We start from the raw sequence: 19,814 nt of genomic DNA, 5'->3' as shown, positions 1-19,814 counted from the left end.
CCGCCGGGGCCCGCCGGGGCCCCCCCCCGCGCGGCGGCGGGGGGGGGGGGGGGGGGGGGGGGGGGGCCCCCCCCCCCCCCCCCCCCCCCCCCCCCCCCATCACTCGCTGACGAGCCTGGCGGCAAGGCGGGCGAAACCGGCCCGGACTTCGGCCGTGCTCGGCGCCGGGCCGGGCTCGACCCGCTCGGTGAGCTCGTCGCCGTCGGGCTCGACCGACTCGATCCGGGCCGCTTCGAGCGCCGCCACCCGCGCGGTCTCGATCTCCTCGCGGATCGCCTCGGCGTCGAGGAGGGGCAGCAGCGGCTCGACCACGGCCATCAGGTCCTCGTCGGCCACCACGGCCTGGGCCAGGGCCAGCGCGTGGGCCCGTTCGTAGGGCCCGCAGACCACCGGCTCCCAGTCCTCGTCCTCGCCGCTCGCACCGACGGTGATGACCCACGGCAGTTCGGCCACCGGGGAGTCCGGTGGCAGGCTCAACGTCACGAGAGTGCCCACGGGCACATCATTACGGGCTGTGCTCCCGAATCCAGGTATTTTGCCCGACCGGAGCAGTTTTATCGTCAGCCGCGAGATCGACCACCCGGCCGTGCGGGCTGGTCGCCGCCCAGGCCGCCCCGAAGAGCAGCACCTGGTTGAAGAGATACAGGTAGAACAGCACGCCGACGGCGCTGGCGACCAGGCCGTAGGCCGGATTCCGTTCGACCAGGCCGACCAGATATTTGCCGACCGTGTTGAGCAACGTGATGCCGACACCGACCTGGAGGACCGGCGGCACCATCCGGCGGACGGTCATCCGCAGCCGGGGCACCGCGGCCAGCAACGCCGACGCCAGCAGCATGTTGATCGCGACCGTGGCGACCCAGCTGACCGTGGTCAGCAGCCAGCTCGCGTGCCCGTCGGACAGCCAGGTGAGCAGCCGTTCCAGCAGGTTGACGGCGCCGACCGACAGCCCGACCAGGACCAGGATGCCGAGCAGCACGCCCAGGTCGACCAGCTGACGGACCCCGTAGAAGCCGGGGTGCTCGTTGACCCGCCAGATCAGCCGTTGTGACGAGCGGATCGCGTCGACCCAGCCCAGGCCGGTCCAGACCAGACCGACCAGGCCGATGATGCCGACCGTACGCCCGCTCTCCAGCACCTGCTTCAGGTCGAGGAACGGCAGATTTTGCGCCAGGAACTCGCGGACGATGTCGAACAGGGCGTCGTTGTTGTTCAGCAGGATGCCGAAGATCGAGTAGCCGATCAGCAGCAGCGCGAAGACCGCGAAGAAGCCGTAGTACGCGATGGCCGCGGCCAGCCGGCCCCCGCTGACCTCGTCGTAACGCAGGATCGCCCGGCTGAAGTGGTCGAAGTATCGCGACCGGTGCCGCCAGACCATCAGCCGTGCGACGACCGAGTCGTAGGCACGGTCGATGGCGCTCGCCGCCCGACCGTCAGCCAAGGTCAGCTCCCGAGCGCGAAGTCACGGCGCCGTCGCCACGGGCCCTCGCCACCGTGCGTGAACAGCGCGAACGCGGAAGCGTGGAAGAGGGCGGAGAAGCCGGCGAGGTCGTCGAAGACGGCGTCCAGCGCGGCGGCCGGCACGTCCTGGGCGACGGTCACGTGTGGATGGTACGGAAACCGCGAGTCCCGCTGCAGCCCATGGGCCGACCGGATCGCCTCGGCCAGCAGCTCACACTCGCTGATGCCCTGGGCCAGGGTCACGAAGACCACCTCGGTGACCGGCCGGAACGTGCCGGTCCCGCGCAGGTGAATGGTGAACGGCGGCTGCCCGGCGGCGACCGCGCTCAGGTGCTCCTCGACCGTGGGCAGCAGCTCGGTCGGCACCTCGGTCGGCCCGAGCAGCGTCACGTGGGCGGGCGTGAACGCCGCCTGCGGGTCGCCGGCCTCGCCGCGCCGCCGAGTCAGCTCCGATCCCCACGGTTCGGGGATGTCGATCGCGACGCCGATCTTCGTGGTCCCCGCCACGCGGTCAGGCTCCGCGGGCCGGGCTGAGAAAACCGATGTTCTGGTACGCCTGCCCGAGCGTCACCGCGGACACCGCCCGGGCCTTCTCCGCCCCCACGGCCAGCACCTTGTCGAGGTAGCCGGGGTCCTCGAGGTAGGCCCGGGTGCGCTCCTGGATCGGCTTGACGAACTCGACCACGACCTCGGCCAGGTCTTTCTTGAGGTCGCCGTAGCCGTGTCCGTCGTACTGCTCGAGCAACTCGTCGATGGTCCGGGCGGTCAGCGCGGCGTAGATGGTCAGCAGGTTGCTGATGCCGGGCTTGTTCTGCTCGTCGTACAGGATCTCGCGACCGGTGTCGGTGACCGCCGACTTGATCTTCTTGGCCGAGCGGGACGGCTCTTCCAGCAGTTCGATGATGCCGTTCGGCGACGACGCCGACTTGGACATCTTGGCCGTCGGCTCCTGCAGGTCGGTGATCTTGGCGGTGTCCTTGACGATGTACGGCGAAGGGACCGTGAACGTCGGGCCGAACCGGGTGTTGAACCGCTGGGCCAGGTCGCGGGTGAGCTCGAGGTGCTGCCGCTGGTCCTCGCCCACCGGGACCTGGTCGGCCTGGTAGAGCAGGATGTCGGCGGCCTGCAGGATCGGGTAGGTGAACAGGCCCACCGAGGTGGAGTCCTGCCCGGCCTTGGCCGACTTGTCCTTGAACTGGACCATGCGCCCGGCCTCGCCGAACCCGGTGATGCAGTTCAGCACCCAGGCCAGCTGGGCGTGCTCGGGGACATGCGACTGCACGAACAGCGTGCACCGATCGGGGTCCAGGCCGAGCGCGAGCAGCTGAGCGGCGGAGAGACGTGTGCGATTGCGCAAGGCCACCGGCTCGTGTCCGGCAGTGATCGCGTGCAGATCGACCACGCAGTAGAACGCGTCGTGCGTGTCCTGCAACGACACCCAGTTGCGCACCGCACCCAGATAGTTTCCGAGGTGGAACGAGTCGGCGGTGGGCTGGATGCCGGAAAGCACCCGCGGGCGAGGGGCGGCGTCGGACATGAGCGCCATTGTGACAGTCTCGGCCCACTTCCCGTAAACCGCCCAGCCACACGGCTTACGGATGTTCGGTCGTGTTGACTCTTGAGCGTTTTTGGTGGATCGTAGACCTGGCAAATCTCCAACGGAAGGACGCACCGTCGTGAAACTGCTCGTCACCGGAGGGGCCGGGTACGTCGGCAGCGTGACCAGCCGGCTGCTGCTCGACGCCGGACATGACGTCACCGTCCTGGACAATCTCAGCACCGGATTCCGGGAGGCGGTAGCGCCCGATGCGACCTTCGTCGAGGCCGACATCGCCGACGCCGGCACCGTCCTGACGGCGGATGCCGGGTTCGACGCGGTGCTGCACTTCGCCGGGCTGATCGCGGCGGGCGAGTCGATGGTCAAGCCGGAGCTCTACTGGGACCACAACGTCATCCGGTCGCTGCGCCTGCTCGCGGCGGTGCGGGCGGCGGGCGTACCCAAATTTGTCTTCTCCTCCACCGCGGCCGTCTACGGCAACCCGAGCGAGCTGCCGATCACCGAGGGCGCGGTCAAGGCCCCGACCAACACGTACGGCGCGACCAAGCTGACCTTCGACCACGCCCTCACCTCGGAGGCGTACGCACACGGGCTGGCCGCGGTGTCGCTGCGCTACTTCAACGTAGCCGGCGCGCTGATCCGGCCGGACGGCACCGAGGTCGGCGAACGGCACGACCCGGAGACCCACCTGATCCCGATCGCGCTGCAAGTGGCCGCGGGCAAGCGCGACAAGCTGCTGCTCTTCGGCGACGACTACCCGACCGAGGACGGCACCTGCATCCGCGACTACATCCACGTCGAGGACCTCGCCCGGGCCCACCTGCTCGCCCTCGACGCGGCCGTCGCCAAGGAACACCGGATCTACAACCTGGGCACCGGCAGCGGCTTCACCAACCGGCAGGTGGTCGACGTGGCCCGCCAGGTGACCGGCCACGAGCTGCCGGTCGAGATCGCGCCGCGCCGCGAGGGCGACCCGGCCACCCTGGTCGCGTCGTCCGCGCTGGCCCGGGCCGAGCTCGGCTGGACGCCCGCGAAGGCGACGCTGCACGACATGATCGGTGACGCCTGGGCGTTCTATCGGACCCATGTGGCGTGATCTGATCAGATCATGACCGACGTCGCCGCCATCTTCCGCGATCAGTACGGCCAGGAGCCCGACGGCTTGTGGGCCGCACCCGGGCGGGTGAACCTGATCGGCGAGCACACCGACTACAACGACGGGTTCGTGCTCCCGTTCGCGCTGCCCGAGCGGGTGGTCGCGGCGGCGTCCCGGGCGTCCTCCGGCTGGCGGGTCTGCTCCGATCTGCAGGACCAGCCGGTTGCCTTCTCCGACGCCGGCTCGCCGGGCACGGTCACCGGCTGGGCCGCCTACGTGGCCGGGATCGTCTGGGCTCTGGCCGAAGCCGGACACGAGGTGCCGCCGGCCAACTTCGCGATCACCTCGGACGTCCCGCTCGGCGCCGGGGTCTCGTCGTCGGCCGCGCTCGAGTCGGCGGTGCTGACCGCGCTGATCGACCTGGGCGGGCTGGACATCCCGGTCGCCGAGCGGCCGGCGCTGGCCCAGCGGGCGGAAAACCGGTATGTCGGTGCGCCGACCGGGATCATGGACCAGTCGGCGTCGATCCGCTGCGAGGCCGGCCGGGCGCTGTTCCTCGACTGCCGGTCGCAGGAGGTCGAGCAGATTCCGTTCGACGTGGCCGCCGAGGGGCTGGCCGTGCTGGTGGTGAACAGCAACGCCCCGCACCAACACGTGGACGGGGAATACGGCGCCCGGCGCAAGTCGTGCGAGGAGGCGGCGCGGCTGCTCGGCGTACCCGCGTTGCGCGACGTCTCCGCCGACGACCTGGACGAGACCCTCGAGAAGCTCGACGACGACGTCATGCGGCGCCGGGTGCGGCACGTGGTGACCGAGGACCAGCGGGTTCTGGACACCGTGGCGCTGCTGCGTTCGGGCCGGATCCGGGAGATCGGGCCGCTGATGACCGCGTCGCATGCCTCGATGCGGGACGACTTCGAGATCACCGTGGCTGAGGTCGACGTGGCGGTCGAGGCGGCGCTGATGGCCGGTGCGTACGGCGCCCGGATGACCGGCGGCGGCTTCGGCGGCTGCATCCTCGCCCTGATCGACGCCGACCGCGCCGACGCGGTGACCACGGCCGTCGAGTCCGCCTACGAACGCCACGGCTTCACCGCCCCCACCCCCTTCGTGGCCGTCCCCAGCCAGGGCGCCACCCGCCTCTGAACCCGGCCACCCCTGACCCCAGTGGTAGCCCACGCCGGTATCCGCCAGGCGAACGCCGCTCTGGCTACCACCGCGCATTCCGGTGGTAGGTCGGGCGCGCGTACGGCTGACGGACGTACGGGTCCTCCGCGCGGAGGACCCGTACGTTCGTTCCCGCGCCGGACGACATCGCTCCGCCCGAACGGAACCATGAGACGTGTTCCGACAACACGAGGGGGAACGATGTTGAGACGAACCGTGATCGTCGCGACTGCTGTCGCGCTGCTGGTCGCGCCGGCCGCCGCGGCGGTCGCCGCCCCGAGCGGCGACGAGTTGCAGGCCAAACTGGACGCCGTGGTCGAGGCCGGGATGCCGGGCGCGTTCGCGGAGGTCAGGGACGGCCGCCGGGTCTGGTCGCCGACCGCCGGGGTGATCGACGTACGGTCGGGCCGGCCGGTTCGCGACGGTCTGCGGCACCGGGTCGGCAGCATCACCAAGACGTTCGTCGCGACCACCATGCTCCAGCTCGCCGGTGAGCGAAAGGTCGCGTTGGACGCGCCGATCGGCCGCTACCTGTCCCGGCGGCTGGTGCCCGCGGCCGTCGGCGGCCGGGTCACCGTCCGGATGCTGCTCAACCACACGAGCGGCATCGGCGACTTCGACACGGAGCTGCTGCGATCCGCCGAGGACATCGTCCAGATCGGCCGGACGACGTACACGCCCGAGCAACTGGCCCGGATCGGGCTGGGCGCGGCGCCGACCACCGGCTGGTCGTACTCGAACACCAACTACGTCCTGGCCGGCCTGATCATCGAGAAGGTGACCGGGCACAGCTATCGCGCCGAGGTGAGCCGGCGGATCCTCCGTCCGCTGGGTCTGGCCGACACCTACTTCGAGGGGTCGGACCCGACGATCCGCGGGCCGCACATGCACGCCTACGTGCCGTGGCCACCGGACGGGGAACCGCGCGACTTCACCCGTTACAACATGTCGTGGCTGTATGGCGCGGGCGAGATGGTGTCCACCGCCGCCGACCTGAACGTCTTCTACCGCGCGCTGCTGACCGGCAAGCTACTCAGCCCGGCCCTGCTCGCCGAGATGAAGACCACTGTGCCGTCCGACCCGGCGAATCCCGGTGTGAGCGGTTACGGTCTCGGGCTCTACTGGATCCAGCTGCCCGGCGGCCGGGTGTGGGGCCACGACGGCGGCGTGATCGGCCACCAGACCGTGTCGTGGCACACCGAGGACGGCAAACGCCAGATGACGTACGCGCAGAGCATGTCGTTCTATCAGACGCCCGGTGTGACGCACCCGATCGACATCGCGGCCGCCCGTTTCTGGGTCGCGTCGTTCAGTGACGCCACGACGGCGGAAAGGTCCACGACGACGGCGAGGTCCACGACAGACCTCAGCCGCCATCTGGTGGGCTAGGACCCATCTCACATTCAGTCTCAGTAGCGACGATTCGAGATAGGTCCTAGCGCGGCAGAGGTTGCGGGCCGGCGGTCGGGCCCTTCACCACGGGCTTGCCGCCGACCCACTCCACCTTGTCGACCCAGAGCTGGCGGCCGGGCGAGACACTGCCGATCGCGTCCGGCGGCCAGGCGTGGTAGAGCAGCCAGGACTCCCCCGCCGGCGTGGTGACCAGGAAACTGTGGCCCGGCCCGGCCGCCGCCGGTGACGTCTTGAGGATCGGGTTCTCGGCCGCCTTGTGGCACGGGCCGAGCGGTGTGTCGCAGGTGGCGTAGCCCATCGCGTACACATCGCGGTCGAAGGCATTGGCCGAGTAGAAGAGGTAGAGCTTCCCGTCGTGCTCGACCATCTGCGGCGCCTCGATCACGTGGTCCTCCCACGCGGCGTCGTTGACCAGCAGCTGCTTGGGCTTGCCGGTGAGCTTCCGGCCGTCGGGGCTCAGCTCGGCGACATAGAGGTACGTCGGCTGCTGGATCGCGTTGCCGTCGTTCTTCCAGTAGAGATAGCGCTTGCCGTCGCCGGCGGTGAACGGGCTGGCGTCGATCGAGCCGCCCTCGTCGGCCTGGCAGATCAGCGGCTGGTCGGACCGGTCGACGAACGGCCCTTCGGGCTTCTCGGCGTACGCCACCCCGAGGCACTGCCGATCCGTCGCGGTCGACCGAGCCGTGTAATAGAGCAGCCAGCCGCCGCCCTCGGCCGCGATCACCTCCGGAGCCCAGGTGTTGCCCTTGGTCGCCCACTTGCCGACCTCGGGCATCGCGTCCCCGGCGCCGGTCCAGTGCACCAGGTCGGGCGAGGTCAGCACCGGCACGTTGGCCGCGGCGTTGTTCGTCCCGTACGCGTACCAGGTCTCCTCGTGCCGGATCACCCCCGGATCGGGGAAGTTCTCGGCGAAGACCGGGTTCGTGAACATGGCTGCCTCCTTGGCGGGCGTCGACGGAGCCGGGCTGCCTCCACACCCCGCGAGGACGAGCAGAACGACAATCCAGTGGTAGGCAAATCGGGCATCCGGGCGGCGGATGCCGCCCTGGCCTACCAATGCGGGCCTTCGCACTGCGGGCCTCCGCACTGCGGGCCTTCGCACTGCGGGCTTTGGCGGTGAGGGATTTCGCATTGGGGGCTTTGGCGGTGAGGGATTTCGCGCTCGGGGGTTCACCATCGGCTGACCCGGAGGTAGTCGAAGGACGCGGTGACCGCGGGCGTCGCACCGCCGTGGGCGACCAGGCCGAGGCGCGGCGTGGTGTTCGCGGGCATCGTCCACACGCCACCCCAGGTCCAGTGCCGGCCGTCGCGGCTGACGCCGGCGCGGTACTCGTGTTCGCCGGTGGCGTCGGTGCGGTGCGCGATCCGCAGCCAGGTCGTGGTCAGGCCGGGCGTGCCGGCGATGGTGCCGCCGTAGGAGAGGGCGCCGGCGTACGGAATCTCGTACCCGAACTCCACCTGCCGTGTGTTCCAGATAGAAACGACAGACAGCCGTGCGAACAGATCGTCGCCCGAGAAGATGATCAGCCCAGCCTGTTGGTAGTTGCGTACCGTGTCCTCACCGAGCGGCAACGTCAGCTTGGTCTCGGCCAGCCAGTTCCCCTTGGGCGCATCGCGCAGCAGCACACCGGCGTCGTTCCCGGTGCCGACGAGATCCGTCCCCTCGACCGGCCAGTCGAGCCGCCCGTTGCGCACCGTGACCTTCGGGTCCCGGATCGCGGTCCAGCCGCGCAGCCCGTGATCGAAGTCGTCCCCGAAGATCAGCCGCCCCGGCCGCGGATCGTCCACCACCCGCACCGGCGGCAACGGGTGGTTCGGCCGGTCCCGCAGCACGCCCGAGGCCCACGCCCCGCCCCGCACGGTCGGCCAGCCGCCGATCCAGTCCAGCCGGTCGAGCAGCATCGGCCGCTCGTTGATCCCGAACGGCTCATCCAGGTAGGGGTCGTTCCGGTCGATCGCGTGGTAGACGAACCAGTCCTGGCCCAGCCGGTCGGTGACCAGTCCGTTGTGGCCGGTGCCGACCCAGCGGTTGCCGTTCGCCGCGATCACCGGCGTGCCACCGGCCCGGGAGACGTTCAGCGACTGGCCGAGCTGGTCGGTGAACGGGCCCCGCGGGTCGCGCGAACGTCCCACCGACACCGAGTAGCCGGTGGTCGGCCCGGCGCAGCAGTTGGCCGACGACGCGAACAGGTAGTACCAGCCGTCGCGCCGCACCACGTACGCGCCCTCGAACTTGTTGTCGATCGCGACCCGGGTGGCGGGGCCGGTCAGGTGCAGCCCGTCGGCGGTGAGCTCGCTGACCCAGATGCCGCCGAAGTAGCTGCCGTAGTAGAGGAACTTGCGCCCGTCGGGGGTGGTGAGCTGGGCCGGGTCGAAGGTCCAGAGCCAGCCGCCGTCGCCGCTGGGCCGGGGCGCCACCACGGGAGTGTCCACGAAGGTCCACGGGCCGGCGGGTGTCGGTGCCGTCGCCGCCCCGATGGCCGAGGCGCCGGGCGCGACGGTGGTCTCGGTGACGGTCACGTACATCACCCAGCGGTTGCCGAGTTTCCGCACGTCGGGCGCCCAGAAGGCGGCGTTCTCGGCGGCGAAGGCGGGACGGACCCCGGCCGCGAACGCGTCGCCGATGTAGGACCACTTGATCAGGTCGGTCGAGCGGGCCATGGGGATCCGGTGGGGAGCCTTCTCACCCTCGCGCAGCGGATCCGTCGTTCCGTACGCGTAATAAAGACCGTCATCGCCTCGGATGATCACCGGGTCGGCGAACGTGTCGGCGAAGGACTCGGAGATCGGGTTGGCGCGGGCCGCTCCGCCCGGCACGGCGACGAGAAGGACCATTGTCATGGACCACAAGATCAGCTTGATTCGCATCCGATTCATCCCTTAAGGCCGCTGCGGGAGACCCCCTCGATGATGTACCGCTGGCACACCACGAACAGGATGAGGACCGGGATGCTGGCCAGGGCGGCGCCCGCCATGATCACCGGATAGTCGGTCGTGTAGGCGCCCTGCAGGGTCGCCAGGCCCGGTGGCAGGGTCAGCTTCTCGGGGCTGAACAGCACGTACACCGGCCAGATGAAGTCATTCCAGTTGGTCAGGAACGCGATCACGGTCAGCGTGGCCAGCGCCGGCCGGGACAGCGGCAGGATCACCTTGGTGAAGATCTGCCACGCGTTGGCCCCCTCGATCAGGGCCGCCTCCTCCAACTCGCGGGGCAGCGCGGAGAAGAACTGGCGCAGGAAGAACACGCCGAACGCGCTGGCCGCGCCGGGGATGATCAGCGCCCAGACGCTGTCCAGCCAGCCCAGGCGATCGACCATCAGGAAGTTCGGGATCAACATCACGAAGCCGGGTACGAACAGCGTCCCGACGATCACCGCGAAGATCACGTTCTTGCCGCGGAAACTCATCCGGGCCAGCGCGTACGCCGCCATCGACGCCACCACCAGCACCAGGATCGCCTGCCCGGTGGCGGCGACCATGCTGTTCAGGAACCAGCGCAGCACCGGCGTCTGAGTGTCACCGGCGAACAGCGCACCGTAGGCCCGGGTGGTGGGCTCCGCGGGCAGCCACGCCGGCGGGATCGCGGTCGCCTCGCTGGTCGTCTTGAGCGAGGTCAGCAGCATCCAGACCAGCGGCGCGATGAACACGACACTGATCCCGATCAGCACGGTGTACCAGGCTATGCCGCGTACCCGAGTCATTTGTCCTTCTCCCGGAACAAGCGGAACACGATCACGCTGATCAGCAACAGACCGAGCGTCAGGAAGTAGCTCATCGCGGCCGCGCTGCCCATCCGGTAACTGCGCAGGCCCTCCTCGGCGATGTACATGATCGCCGTGCGGGTCTCCTGACCCGGGGCACCCTGAGTGATCAGGTACGACTGGCCGAACATGTTGGCCGACGCGAGGATCGTGTTGATCACGACGAAGGTCAGCACCGGCCGCAGCCCGGGCAGGGTCACGTGGCGGAACTCGGCCCACCGGCCGGCGCCGTCGACCCGGGCCGCGTCGTACAGATCCCGCGGGATGTCCTGCAGCCCGGCCAGGTAGATCACCGCGTTGAAGCCGAGCGTCCACCACACGGTCACGCCGACCAGCGAGATCCACGCCCACGGCAGCCCGGTCGTCCACGGGATGTCGGTGCCGAGCAGGGCGTTGACCATGCCCAGGTTGGGGTCGAGCAGGAAGCGCCAGAGCAGGCCGATCACGGCCACGCCGAGCACGTACGGCGCGAAGTAGACGGCCCGGAACAGCGTGCGGCCCGGGAACGCCCGGTTGAGCAGCAGCGCCACGCCCAGCGGCACCACGATCAGCAGCGGCACGCTGGCCACGGTGAAGATCCCGGTGGCCTGCATGCTCTGCCAGAAGAAGTCGAACACCGGCGACGCGCTGTCGAAGAGCGCGGCGTAGTTGGCCAGCCCGACGAACGGCTTCCCGGGCAGCAGATAGTCCCAGTCGTGCAGGCTGATCCAGATCCCGTACACCGCCGGCAGCAGTGTGAACGTCGCGAAGATGGCGACGTACGGCAGCAGGAAGAAGTACGGGGTGATGCCCCGGTGGGACCGCACCTTGCCGCCGCCGGCCGGTGCGGCAGCCGTCCGCTGCCGCACCGCTTCTCGGACAGCCATGCTCAGGCGCCGTACTTCTTCTTGTTCTGGGCCAGGATCTGGGTCGCCTTGGCGGCCGCGTCGGACAGCGCCTTGGCCGGCTCCTTGCGCAGCAGGATGGCCTCGTTGACGGCGGTGTCGATGGTCGCCATGGCGTCCGGGATGCCCGGCACCGACGGCGGGAAGTGCAGGTTGTCGATCTGCGAGCCGATCGCGGCCTGGGGGGCCAGGGCCTTGAACTCGGCGCTCTCCCGGACCTCCTTGCGGGCCGGCACCTGGCCGCCCTTGGCCCACTCGATCGAGTTCTGGCTGATGAAGTTGATGAAGACCTTGCCCGCGGTCAGCTTGTTGGGGTCGTTGGCCTTCTGCTTGAACTGCACGAAGTTGTGCGAGCCGGCCCACGCCGCCTTCTGCGTGCCGATCTGCGGCAGCGCGCTGACGCCCCAGTCCAGGCCCTTCACGCCGTTGAGCGTGTTGATGTTCCAGATGCCGTTCCAGTTGAAGGCGGCCTTGCCGTTCTGCATGGCGATCGCGTCCGCGTCCTGGGCCACGTTCTTCGGGCTGTAGCCCTTCTTCACCAGGTCGACCAGCCAGGTCAGCGCCTTGACCGCCGGTTCCTCGGCGAACAGCGGCCGGGTGGCCTGCTCGTCGAACAGCTGGCCGCCGAACTGCCAGGTCAGCGAGTGAAACTGCTGCACCCCGGTGAACGGGAACGGGCTGGCCCAGTGACCCTGGACGCCCTTGGTCTTCAGCTTGTCCAGCGCCGCCAGGTATTCGTCGTTGGTGGTCGGCGGCTTCTCGGGGTCGAGGCCGGCGCTCGCCAGGACCTTCTTGTTGTAGAACATGCCCTGCGGGTGCACGTCGAGCGGGATCGCGTACCGCTTGTTGTTGTAGACGCCGGCCCGCCACACCGGCGGCGAGAAGTCGGCCTCCTTGAGCTGGAGCGAGGCGGCCAGGTCGTCGAGCGGCAGGACCACGCCGCGGGCCGCGTTGGTGGCGACCTGCTCGACGTGCATGATGCCCAGGTCGGGTCCGTTGCCGGTGGACACCGCGGCCGGCACCTTCTGGTAGTAGTCGGCCCACTCGTACACGTTCATCGCGACCTTGATGTTGGGGTTGGCCGCGTTGAACTTGTCCACCAGCGCCTTCATCACCGGGCCGTCGCCGCCGGTGAAACCGTTCCAGAAGGTCAGGGCCACGTTCGGGCCGGCGTAGCTGGTCGCCGCGGGCTGGGCGTTGCCGCCACCGCCGTTGACGATCGGGTTCGGTCCGTCGTCACCGCAGGCGGCCAGCAGGAAGGCACCGCCGGCGCCGGCGCCGAGACCGAGCACTCCTCGGCGGGACAGGTGATTGGTCATCGTTGCTCCTCGAAAGTCAGGGCGTGCCAGGAGAGCGGAGGGAGGTTGACGGTGGCGCCGCCGGTCTGTTCCAGCGGTTCGGTCGTCGCGCCCTCGGCCAGCCACACGTGCCGGCCGGGACGGTGCTTGGGGAAGGCCCGCAGGTCCAGGTCGAGCCGGACCGGCTCGGTGCCGCGGTTGACGGCGAAGACGGCGAGCGCGCCGGTCTCCGGGTCGTGGGTGGCGACCGCGTCGACCACCGGGACGTCGCCGTACCGGCCGGTGGTCATCGTCGGCGCGGTCACGGCGGTCCGCAGCACGGTGCCGCGGGCCAGCCGGGCGGTATGCGAGAACGGGTGGAAGATGGTCTGCCGCCAGGCCGGACCGCCGGCCCGGGTACGGATCGGCGCGATCACGTTCACCAGCTGCGCCTGGCAGCCGATGCTGAGCCGGTCGGCGTGCCGCAGCATGCTGATCAGCAGGTTGCCGACCACCATGGCGTCGGTGGCCGTGTAGTCGTCCTCGATCAGCGCCGGCGTCTCCTCGATGCCCCGGTCCTCGGGCTCGGTGAACCGGGACTGATACCACACGTTCCACTCGTCCAGCGACAGGTTGATCCGCTTGCGTTTGCGGAGCTTGGCCCGCACGTGGTCGGCGGTGGCGACCACGTCGTCGATGAAGCCGTCGAGCCCGTACGCGGACGCCCGGAAGCTGGCCGGGTCGTCCTTCTCCGGGTCGTAGTAGGTGTGCAGCGACACGTAGTCGACCTGGTCGTAGGCCTCCTCCAGGACGGTGGCCTCCCAGCCGGCGAAGGTCGGCATGTCGGCGTTGGAGCTGCCGCAGGCGACCAGCTCGATGCTCGGGTCGACCTTCTTCATCGCGGCGCCGGCCCGGGACGCGAGGCGGCCGTACTCGCGGGCGGTCATCCGGCCGACCTGCCACGGGCCGTCCATCTCGTTGCCGAGACACCAGAGGCGTACGTCGTGCGGCTTGCTCACCCCGTGCTCGCGCCGCCGGTCGCTGAGCGCGGTGCCCTCGGGCAGGTTGCAGTACTCGACCAGCGCGGCGGCGTCGTCGACCCCGCGGGTGCCCAGGTTGACCGCCATCATCGGCTCGACCCCGGCCGCCGTGGCCCAGCGCATGAACTCGTTCAGCCCGAAGGCGTTGGTCTCGATCGACCGCCAGGCCAGGTCGAGCCGGCGCGGCCGGCGGTCGACCGGGCCGACGCCGTCTTCCCAACGGTAGTTGGAGACGAAGTTCCCGCCGGGGTAGCGGACGGTGGTGACCCCAAGCTCCCGGACCAGTTCGAGCACGTCGGTGCGGAGGCCGTCGGCATCGGCCTTCGGGTGCCCGGGCTCGAAGACGCCGGTGTAGACGCACCGGCCCATGTGCTCGACGAAGGAGCCGAAGAGCCGGGGGTCGACCGGCGCGATCGGGTACGCGGGGTCGAGAGTGAGCTGCGCCACTGACATGCCCCTGTTTACAACGTTGAATCCAACGTTGTAAAGCGATCGAGTTGATTTTGTTACAACTAGATTTCCGCCGATGCATATCTGTGCTCAGAGCCGCTCTGAGCACAGATACGCATCACTCGCCGATCGGCCGGCCCCTGGTCAGCTGGTGCTCTCGCGGATCTCGAGCCGATGCTCGACCCGCACTTCACGCGGCGGCTCGGTGGTCTGCCCGATTCGTTCGGCCAGCAATTCCACCGCTATCTCCGCGATCCGGGCGGTGTCCGGGGCGATCGTGGTCAGCGTCGGCGTGCTGAACCGGCCGTCCTCGATGTCGTCGAAGCCCACCACCGCGACGTCGCCCGGCACCGTTCGCCCGCTCCGCAGCAACGTGCGGATCGCACCGAGCGCGAGCAGGTCGTTGAAGCAGAACACCGCGTCCGGTGGGTCGGGCAGGGCCAGCAGGCGTTCCATCGCGGCCGCGCCGTCGGCCCGGTGGAAGCTCGTCGCCGGCACCACCAGCGCCGGATCCTCGGGCAGCCCGGCCTCGGCCAGCGCCCGGCGGTACCCGGCCAGCCGCTGGTGGGCGGTCACGGCCGACGGCTGGCCCTGGGCCCCGATCGCCGCGATCCGGCGCCGGCCCAACTCGGCCAGGTGCCGGGTGGCGTCGGCGGCGGCCGCGGTGTTGTCGATCGCCACGTGGTCGGCCGGCCCGTGCGACACCCGCTCGCCGAGCAGCACCATCGGCGTGCCGTCGGCGCGGGCGATCTCCTCACCGGTCAGCGCCAGCGGGCTGAAGATCAGGCCGTCGATGGCGTGCCGCCGCAGCCCCGCGACCAGGTTGCGTTCCCGGTCGGCCTGGCCGTCGGTCTGGTCGATCAGCACGGTCCAGGACCGGCGCTCGGCCGCCTGCACGATCCGGCCGGCCATCTCGGCGAAATACGGCAGCTGAAGCTCGGGCAGGGCCAGGGCGATCACCCCGGACCGGCCGCTGCGCAACTGGCGGGCGGCGACGTTGGGGATGTAGCCGAGCTGGTCGATCGCGTCCTGCACCCGGGCGCGCGTGTCCGGTGCCACGTGCACATAGCCGTTGACCACGTTTGACACGGTCTTGATGGACACGCCGGCGAGGGCGGCTACGTCCTTCAAGCCCGGAGGCACCAGCCTCGCCCCCTCGTCCGCCCGGCAACCCCCGGACTATAACAACGTCGACGGCATGCAACCTCGGAGACGGTCGAGGCGGTCAGGGGGGCGTGAGACTTCAGGAGGCTCGTGATGAACGAGCGTGATGAGCAGTTCCACGACTTCGTGCTGGCCCGGCGGGCCGGCCTGGTGCGTACGGCCACGCTGCTGTGTGCCGGCGACGCGCATCTGGCGGAGGACCTGGTTCAGTCCACGCTGACCAAGCTCTACGTCGGCTGGCCGTCCTTCCGCCGGGCCGACAACCCGGAGGGGTACGTGCGCCGGGCGCTGGTCAACGCACTGACCGACGAGAAGCGGCGGCTGTGGCGCCGGCGCGAGCGGCCGGTGGCCGAGCTGCCCGACCAGGCGTTCCAGGGTGCCCACGACGACGGGCCGGGCGGCGACCGGGTCCGCCGGGCACTCAAGGAACTGCCGCCGCGCATGCGGGCCGCAGTCGTCTTCCGCTACTTCTACGACCTCGGCGTGGCCGAGACCGCGGACGCCCTCAACTGCACCGAGGGCACCGTCAAGAGCCAGACCGCCCGTGCGCTGGAGAAGCTGCGCACCGCCCTCGAGCCTCGGAGCTCGTTTCTTCGGCAAGGAGTGAACTGATCATGGAACTCAAGGACGCCTTCAGCGAGGTCGCGGGCCGGCCCGTGGCACCGACCATGCAGCAGGTCGACGCCGACCTCGACCGCGGCCGCGGCGCGCTGCGCAAGCGCCGGGGGGTGCAGGCCGCCGGTGGATCGATCTTCGCCGTCGCCGCTGCTGTCGCCGCCTTCGCGGTGGCGACCTCCGGCACCGCCACGAGCCCGGGAAACGTCGAGGGGCAGGCGCCCCCGGCGGCGACCGCGCAGACCATCAAGCTGGTCGCCTACAAGGGTGATCAGCCCAAGGGCTTCACCGTCGACACCGTGCCGGACGGCTGGTTCGTGCAGAGCGTCAACGAGAGCTCGCTGGTGATCGCTCCGAACAAGGCCAAGAACCCGGGCCCGGACGTCGACCCGTCCAAGTCGCCGATCTACGACCCGAACGATTTCCGCGACAAGATCGCCGTCATGCTGCAGAGCAAGGACGAGAAGCCGCCGAAGGGCGAGAAGATCAAGGTCGGCGACGGCGAGGGCATCCTGCGCCAGAGCCCCCGTGGCGACGTGTCGGACGACAAGGGCCGACCGACCCCCGAGCCCGCGCGCGCCGACGGCGACTACGGTTCGACCCTCTTCGTCAAGCAGCCCAACGGCATCTGGCTGGCCGTCCAGTTCTGGGGCGGGCTGGGCTTCAGCAATCAGCAGAAGGCCGAGCTGGCGGCCGGTGTGCACGTCGAGAAGGACGCGGTGCAGGGCGTCGGCTGACCTTCGCCTCTCGAGGAAAGGGCGGGCCCGGTTCGGGCCCGCCCTTTCCCGTCACTGAGCTTCGATGATCATCCCGGCGGCGACCGTGCGGTTGGTCGCCTCGTCGATCAGCACGAAACCGCCGGTCGTGCGGTTGCGGCGGTACTGATCGGCCAGCAGCGGCATCGCCGTGCGCAGCTTGACCCGGCCGATCTCGTTCAGGGCCAGCGAGCCGGCCGACTCGTCCCGGTGCAGCGTGTTCACGTCGAGCCGGTACTGCAGGCCGCGAACGACCGTCTTGGCCGTACGCGTGGTGTGCTTGATCAGGTATTTGTTGCCGACCGCGAACTGGGCGGTCTCGTCCATCCAGCAGATCATCGCCTCGATGTCCTGTGCGACGGCGGGCGCGTTGTTCGGCCGGCAGATCATGTCGCCCCGGGAGATGTCGATCTCGTCGGTCAGCCGGACCGTCACCGACATCGGCGGGAACGCCTCGTCGAGCGGCCCGTCGGCGGTGTCGATCGAGGCGATCTTGCTGGTCAGCCCGGACGGCAGGACCATGACGTCGTCACCGGGCTTGAGCACCCCCGAGGCCACCTGGCCGGCGTAGCCGCGGTAGTCGGTGACAGTGGTCGACTGCGGGCGGATGACGTATTGCACCGGGAAGCGCACGTCGACCAGGTTGCGGTCCGAGGCGATGTGCACGTGTTCCAGGTGGTGGAGCAGGGACGGGCCCTCGTACCACGGGCTCTTGTCCGACCGGGAGGCGATGTTGTCACCGTTCAGCGCCGAGATCGGGATGACCGTGAGGTCCGGTGCGTCGAGCTTGGCCGCGAACGAGGTGAACTCGTCGGCGATGCGCTCGTAGACCGACTGGTCCCAGTCGACCAGATCCATCTTGTTCACGCAGAGCACCAGGTGCGGTACGCGCAGCAGCGAGGTCAGGAACGCGTGCCGCCGCGACTGCTCGACCAGCCCCTTGCGCGCGTCGACCAGGATCAGGGCCAGGTCGGCGGTCGACGCCCCGGTCACCATGTTGCGGGTGTACTGGATGTGCCCCGGGGTGTCGGCGATGATGAACTTGCGCCGCGGCGTCGCGAAGTAGCGGTAGGCCACGTCGATCGTGATGCCCTGTTCCCGCTCGGCCCGCAGGCCGTCGGTGAGCAGCGCCAGGTTGGTGTACTCGTCGCCGCGGGCCGCACTGACCGCCTCGACCGACTCGAGCTGGTCCTCGAAGATCGTCTTGGTGTCGAACAGCAGCCGCCCGATCAGGGTCGACTTGCCGTCGTCGACGCTGCCGGCGGTGGCGAACCGGAGCAGGTCCATGCCACGAGCCGACGCGGACTCCGGCTCGAGAACAGCCTGGGACATCAGAAGTAACCCTCTCGCTTGCGGTCTTCCATCGCGGCCTCGCTGACCTTGTCGTCGCCGCGGGTGGCGCCGCGCTCGGTGATCCGGGTCGCCGCGACCTCCTCGATCACCTTGTCGACGGTGTCGGCCTCGGACCGCACCGCCGCGGTCTGGGACGCGTCACCGACCGTGCGGTAGCGCACCCGCTGGACCGACGAGGTCTCGCCGTCCTTGAGGCGGATGAACTCGTTCACCGCGTAGAGCATGCCGGCCCGCTCGACGACCTCACGGTCGTGTGCGTAGTAGATCTCCGGCAGCGGGATCTTTTCTTTGGCGATGTAGTGCCAGACATCCAGCTCGGTCCAGTTGGAGAGCGGGAAGACCCGGATCGACTCGCCCGGGTGGTGCTTGCCGTTGTAGAGCGACCACAGCTCGGGCCGCTGGTTCTTCGGGTCCCACTGGCCGAACTCGTCGCGGAAGCTGAACACCCGCTCCTTGGCCCGCGCCTTCTCCTCGTCGCGGCGGGCGCCGCCGAAGAGCGCGTCGAAGCGGTATTTCTCCACCGCGGCCAGCAGCACCGGGGTCTGGATCCGGTTGCGGGTGCCGTCCGGCAGCTCGCGCACCTGCCCGACGTCGATCGCCTCCTGCACGCTGGCGACGACCAGGTTGAGGCCCAGCGCCGCCACCCGGGTGTCGCGGTATTCCAGCACCTCGGGGAAGTTGTGGCCGGTGTCCACGTGCATGACCGGGAACGGGATCTTGCCCGGCGCGAACGCCTTCTCGGCCAGGCGCAGCATCACGATCGAGTCCTTGCCGCCGGAGAACAGCAGCACCGGGCGCTCGAACTCGGCCATCACCTCGCGCATCACGAAGATGCTCTCGGCCTCCAGGGCATCGAGATGTGACACACGGTAGGGCTTCGTCTGACTCATGGTTATCTTTCTGGCTCGCGCTGGGGCTGTGGTCAGGTTACCGGCAGATGACGCTGCAGCGCTGCGAGCAGTCGGGGGGCCAGATCCTTACGGCAGACGACCAGGTCGGGCAGTTTCGGATCGGCCTGGTTGTATTTCAGCTCAGATCCGTCGATCCGGCTAGCGTGCAGGCCGGTGGCCGACGCCACAGCGACAGGTGCCGCCGAGTCCCACTCGTACTGGCCGCCCGCGTGCACGTACGCGTCGGCATCGCCGCTGATCACGGCGGCGATCTTCACCCCGGCCGACCCCATCGGGACCAGCTCGGCCCCGATCTCCTCGGCCAGCGCGGTCACGAAGGCCGGCGGCCGGGTGCGGCTGGCGGCGATCCGGATCGGCCCGCCGGTCGCGGCCGAGAGCGGCATCGGCGGGTACGCCGGCGGATGGTCGGTGGCGATCGTCCGGTGCTGGGCCGGCATCGCCACCGCGCCGGCCGACAGGCAGCTCGGGCTGTGGCAGTCGGCGGTCCAGAGGGCCACGTGCACGGCCCAGTCGGTCCGGCCCTCCTCGGAGAACTCGCGGGTGCCGTCCAGCGGGTCGACGATCCAGACCCGGGAGGCGTCGAGCCGGTCCGGGCGCATCGCGTTCTTCTCGCCGCTCCAGGCCAGACGGGACTGGTCGTCCTCCTCGGAGAGCACGGCGTCGGCCGGGCGCCAGCGGGCCAGTTCGGTACGCAGCAGCTCGTGCGCGGCCTTGTCACCGGCCGCCTTGAGCGCCTTGCCGTCGGCGTACCCCATGTCCTCACGGACCTGGAGCAACAACTGCCCGGCACGGTCGGCGAGCCAGCGGGCGAACGCCGCGTCGATCACCGGCGGCGCACCGCCCTCGCCGATCGGCTCCCGTTGCCCTGTGATGCGCGCAGACTCCTTCGTCTCGCTCATGCTGCTCTCA

19 protein-coding genes are annotated in these 19,814 nt (G+C 69.7%); 5 read left to right on the top strand and 14 right to left on the bottom strand.

Features of this window, described 5'->3' with window-relative positions; genetic code table 11:
• Positions 1-99 precede the first annotated feature (99 nt).
• The 4 genes from ACGFIO_RS42480 to trpS all read right to left on the bottom strand — a co-directional run bounded on the left by ACGFIO_RS42480 (position 100) and on the right by trpS (position 2,998).
• The gene (locus ACGFIO_RS42480; protein ID WP_392836482.1) at positions 100-495 is read right to left on the bottom strand and encodes a hypothetical protein; all 396 of its coding nucleotides are present in this window, start codon (positions 493-495) and stop codon (positions 100-102) included.
• Between the two features lie 10 nt (positions 496-505).
• A complete protein-coding gene (locus ACGFIO_RS42475) occupies positions 506-1,378 on the bottom strand; it encodes a YihY/virulence factor BrkB family protein (RefSeq protein WP_392836500.1) in 873 nt (290 codons plus the stop codon).
• 65 nt (positions 1,379-1,443) lie between these two features.
• Complete coding sequence (locus ACGFIO_RS42470) at positions 1,444-1,968, bottom strand: 2'-5' RNA ligase family protein (protein ID WP_392836480.1); 525 nt, start codon at positions 1,966-1,968, stop codon at positions 1,444-1,446.
• A gap of 4 nt (positions 1,969-1,972) precedes the next feature.
• A complete protein-coding gene (gene trpS / locus ACGFIO_RS42465; protein ID WP_392836477.1) occupies positions 1,973-2,998 on the bottom strand; it encodes a tryptophan--tRNA ligase in 1,026 nt (341 codons plus the stop codon).
• Between the two features lie 139 nt (positions 2,999-3,137).
• Here trpS and galE point away from each other — a divergent pair, with 139 nt between their 5' ends.
• The 3 genes from galE (at position 3,138) to ACGFIO_RS42450 (ending at position 6,671) form a co-directional block, all read left to right on the top strand.
• Positions 3,138-4,115 carry a UDP-glucose 4-epimerase GalE gene (galE, locus tag ACGFIO_RS42460; RefSeq protein WP_392836474.1) on the top strand — a complete coding sequence of 326 codons (978 nt, stop codon included), beginning with the start codon at positions 3,138-3,140 and terminating at the stop codon, positions 4,113-4,115.
• A 12-nt stretch (positions 4,116-4,127) separates the two neighbouring features.
• Positions 4,128-5,261, top strand: a complete 1,134-nt coding sequence (gene galK, locus ACGFIO_RS42455) for a galactokinase (protein WP_392836473.1) — start codon at positions 4,128-4,130, stop codon at positions 5,259-5,261.
• A 222-nt stretch (positions 5,262-5,483) separates the two neighbouring features.
• Positions 5,484-6,671, top strand: coding sequence for a serine hydrolase domain-containing protein (locus ACGFIO_RS42450; protein WP_392836470.1), 1,188 nt, complete (start codon positions 5,484-5,486; stop codon positions 6,669-6,671).
• Positions 6,672-6,717: 46 nt separating this feature from the next.
• On the opposite strand, the gene ACGFIO_RS42445 is transcribed toward ACGFIO_RS42450, so the two are convergent.
• The 7 genes from ACGFIO_RS42445 to ACGFIO_RS42415 all read right to left on the bottom strand — a co-directional run bounded on the left by ACGFIO_RS42445 (position 6,718) and on the right by ACGFIO_RS42415 (position 15,238).
• A complete protein-coding gene (locus ACGFIO_RS42445) occupies positions 6,718-7,626 on the bottom strand; it encodes a glycoside hydrolase family 43 protein (protein WP_392836469.1) in 909 nt (302 codons plus the stop codon).
• Positions 7,627-7,865: 239 nt separating this feature from the next.
• A complete protein-coding gene (locus ACGFIO_RS42440) occupies positions 7,866-9,536 on the bottom strand; it encodes a family 43 glycosylhydrolase (protein ID WP_392836467.1) in 1,671 nt (556 codons plus the stop codon).
• A 32-nt stretch (positions 9,537-9,568) separates the two neighbouring features.
• Positions 9,569-10,396 (bottom strand): carbohydrate ABC transporter permease, encoded by an 828-nt coding sequence (locus tag ACGFIO_RS42435; RefSeq protein ID WP_392836465.1) that lies wholly within the window; start codon positions 10,394-10,396, stop codon positions 9,569-9,571.
• Positions 10,393-11,322 carry a carbohydrate ABC transporter permease gene (locus ACGFIO_RS42430; protein WP_392836464.1) on the bottom strand — a complete coding sequence of 310 codons (930 nt, stop codon included), beginning with the start codon at positions 11,320-11,322 and terminating at the stop codon, positions 10,393-10,395. Before ACGFIO_RS42430 ends, ACGFIO_RS42435 begins: the two co-directional genes overlap by 4 nt.
• A 2-nt stretch (positions 11,323-11,324) precedes the next feature.
• Positions 11,325-12,659: an ABC transporter substrate-binding protein gene (locus ACGFIO_RS42425; protein WP_392836462.1), complete on the bottom strand. Its 1,335-nt coding sequence runs from the start codon at positions 12,657-12,659 to the stop codon at positions 11,325-11,327.
• On the bottom strand, positions 12,656-14,110 hold the full coding sequence (locus tag ACGFIO_RS42420) for an alpha-N-arabinofuranosidase (RefSeq protein WP_392836460.1): 1,455 nt from the start codon (positions 14,108-14,110) through the stop codon (positions 12,656-12,658). Before ACGFIO_RS42420 ends, ACGFIO_RS42425 begins: the two co-directional genes overlap by 4 nt.
• Before the next feature lie 141 nt (positions 14,111-14,251).
• Complete coding sequence (locus ACGFIO_RS42415) at positions 14,252-15,238, bottom strand: LacI family DNA-binding transcriptional regulator (RefSeq protein ID WP_392836457.1); 987 nt, start codon at positions 15,236-15,238, stop codon at positions 14,252-14,254.
• 126 nt (positions 15,239-15,364) lie between these two features.
• On the opposite strand from ACGFIO_RS42415, the gene ACGFIO_RS42410 reads away from it, so the two are divergent.
• Together ACGFIO_RS42410 and ACGFIO_RS42405 are read left to right on the top strand one after the other, a co-directional pair.
• On the top strand, positions 15,365-15,883 hold the full coding sequence (locus ACGFIO_RS42410; RefSeq protein ID WP_392836456.1) for a SigE family RNA polymerase sigma factor: 519 nt from the start codon (positions 15,365-15,367) through the stop codon (positions 15,881-15,883).
• Between the two features lie 2 nt (positions 15,884-15,885).
• Positions 15,886-16,623, top strand: a complete 738-nt coding sequence (locus tag ACGFIO_RS42405; protein WP_392836455.1) for a hypothetical protein — start codon at positions 15,886-15,888, stop codon at positions 16,621-16,623.
• A gap of 51 nt (positions 16,624-16,674) precedes the next feature.
• Here ACGFIO_RS42405 and cysN read toward each other — a convergent pair whose 3' ends face one another.
• The 3 genes from cysN to ACGFIO_RS42390 are packed head-to-tail and all read right to left on the bottom strand — an operon-like array spanning position 16,675 to position 19,804.
• The gene (gene cysN, locus ACGFIO_RS42400; protein WP_392836453.1) at positions 16,675-17,973 is read right to left on the bottom strand and encodes a sulfate adenylyltransferase subunit CysN; all 1,299 of its coding nucleotides are present in this window, start codon (positions 17,971-17,973) and stop codon (positions 16,675-16,677) included.
• The gene (cysD, locus tag ACGFIO_RS42395; protein ID WP_392836450.1) at positions 17,973-18,884 is read right to left on the bottom strand and encodes a sulfate adenylyltransferase subunit CysD; all 912 of its coding nucleotides are present in this window, start codon (positions 18,882-18,884) and stop codon (positions 17,973-17,975) included. Before cysD ends, cysN begins: the two co-directional genes overlap by 1 nt.
• Positions 18,885-18,916: 32 nt before the next feature.
• Complete coding sequence (locus ACGFIO_RS42390) at positions 18,917-19,804, bottom strand: 3'(2'),5'-bisphosphate nucleotidase CysQ (protein ID WP_392836448.1); 888 nt, start codon at positions 19,802-19,804, stop codon at positions 18,917-18,919.
• Positions 19,805-19,814: the final 10 nt, after the last annotated feature.

Source organism: Actinoplanes sp. NPDC049265 (assembly GCF_043197135.1).
Classification (GTDB): domain Bacteria; phylum Actinomycetota; class Actinomycetes; order Mycobacteriales; family Micromonosporaceae; genus Actinoplanes.
The sequence above is the reverse complement of the archived record's forward strand: the minus strand, read 5'-3'. Positions and strand labels throughout refer to the sequence as shown.

What these genes read in the sequence shown, in the direction of transcription:
- ACGFIO_RS42430 (WP_392836464.1), bottom strand. Translation starts at nt 11,322, where the DNA reads ATGGCTGTCCGAGAAGCGGTGCGGCAGCGGACGGCTGCCGCACCGGCC.
- ACGFIO_RS42440 (WP_392836467.1), bottom strand. Translation starts at nt 9,536, where the DNA reads ATGACAATGGTCCTTCTCGTCGCCGTGCCGGGCGGAGCGGCCCGCGCC.
- ACGFIO_RS42410 (WP_392836456.1), top strand. Translation starts at nt 15,365, where the DNA reads ATGAACGAGCGTGATGAGCAGTTCCACGACTTCGTGCTGGCCCGGCGG.
- trpS (WP_392836477.1), bottom strand. Translation starts at nt 2,998, where the DNA reads ATGTCCGACGCCGCCCCTCGCCCGCGGGTGCTTTCCGGCATCCAGCCC.
- cysN (WP_392836453.1), bottom strand. Translation starts at nt 17,973, where the DNA reads ATGTCCCAGGCTGTTCTCGAGCCGGAGTCCGCGTCGGCTCGTGGCATG.
- ACGFIO_RS42390 (WP_392836448.1), bottom strand. Translation starts at nt 19,804, where the DNA reads ATGAGCGAGACGAAGGAGTCTGCGCGCATCACAGGGCAACGGGAGCCG.
- ACGFIO_RS42435 (WP_392836465.1), bottom strand. Translation starts at nt 10,396, where the DNA reads ATGACTCGGGTACGCGGCATAGCCTGGTACACCGTGCTGATCGGGATC.
- ACGFIO_RS42405 (WP_392836455.1), top strand. Translation starts at nt 15,886, where the DNA reads ATGGAACTCAAGGACGCCTTCAGCGAGGTCGCGGGCCGGCCCGTGGCA.
- ACGFIO_RS42445 (WP_392836469.1), bottom strand. Translation starts at nt 7,626, where the DNA reads ATGTTCACGAACCCGGTCTTCGCCGAGAACTTCCCCGATCCGGGGGTG.
- ACGFIO_RS42425 (WP_392836462.1), bottom strand. Translation starts at nt 12,659, where the DNA reads ATGACCAATCACCTGTCCCGCCGAGGAGTGCTCGGTCTCGGCGCCGGC.
- cysD (WP_392836450.1), bottom strand. Translation starts at nt 18,884, where the DNA reads ATGAGTCAGACGAAGCCCTACCGTGTGTCACATCTCGATGCCCTGGAG.
- ACGFIO_RS42450 (WP_392836470.1), top strand. Translation starts at nt 5,484, where the DNA reads ATGTTGAGACGAACCGTGATCGTCGCGACTGCTGTCGCGCTGCTGGTC.
- ACGFIO_RS42420 (WP_392836460.1), bottom strand. Translation starts at nt 14,110, where the DNA reads ATGTCAGTGGCGCAGCTCACTCTCGACCCCGCGTACCCGATCGCGCCG.
- galK (WP_392836473.1), top strand. Translation starts at nt 4,128, where the DNA reads ATGACCGACGTCGCCGCCATCTTCCGCGATCAGTACGGCCAGGAGCCC.
- ACGFIO_RS42475 (WP_392836500.1), bottom strand. Translation starts at nt 1,378, where the DNA reads ATGGTCTGGCGGCACCGGTCGCGATACTTCGACCACTTCAGCCGGGCG.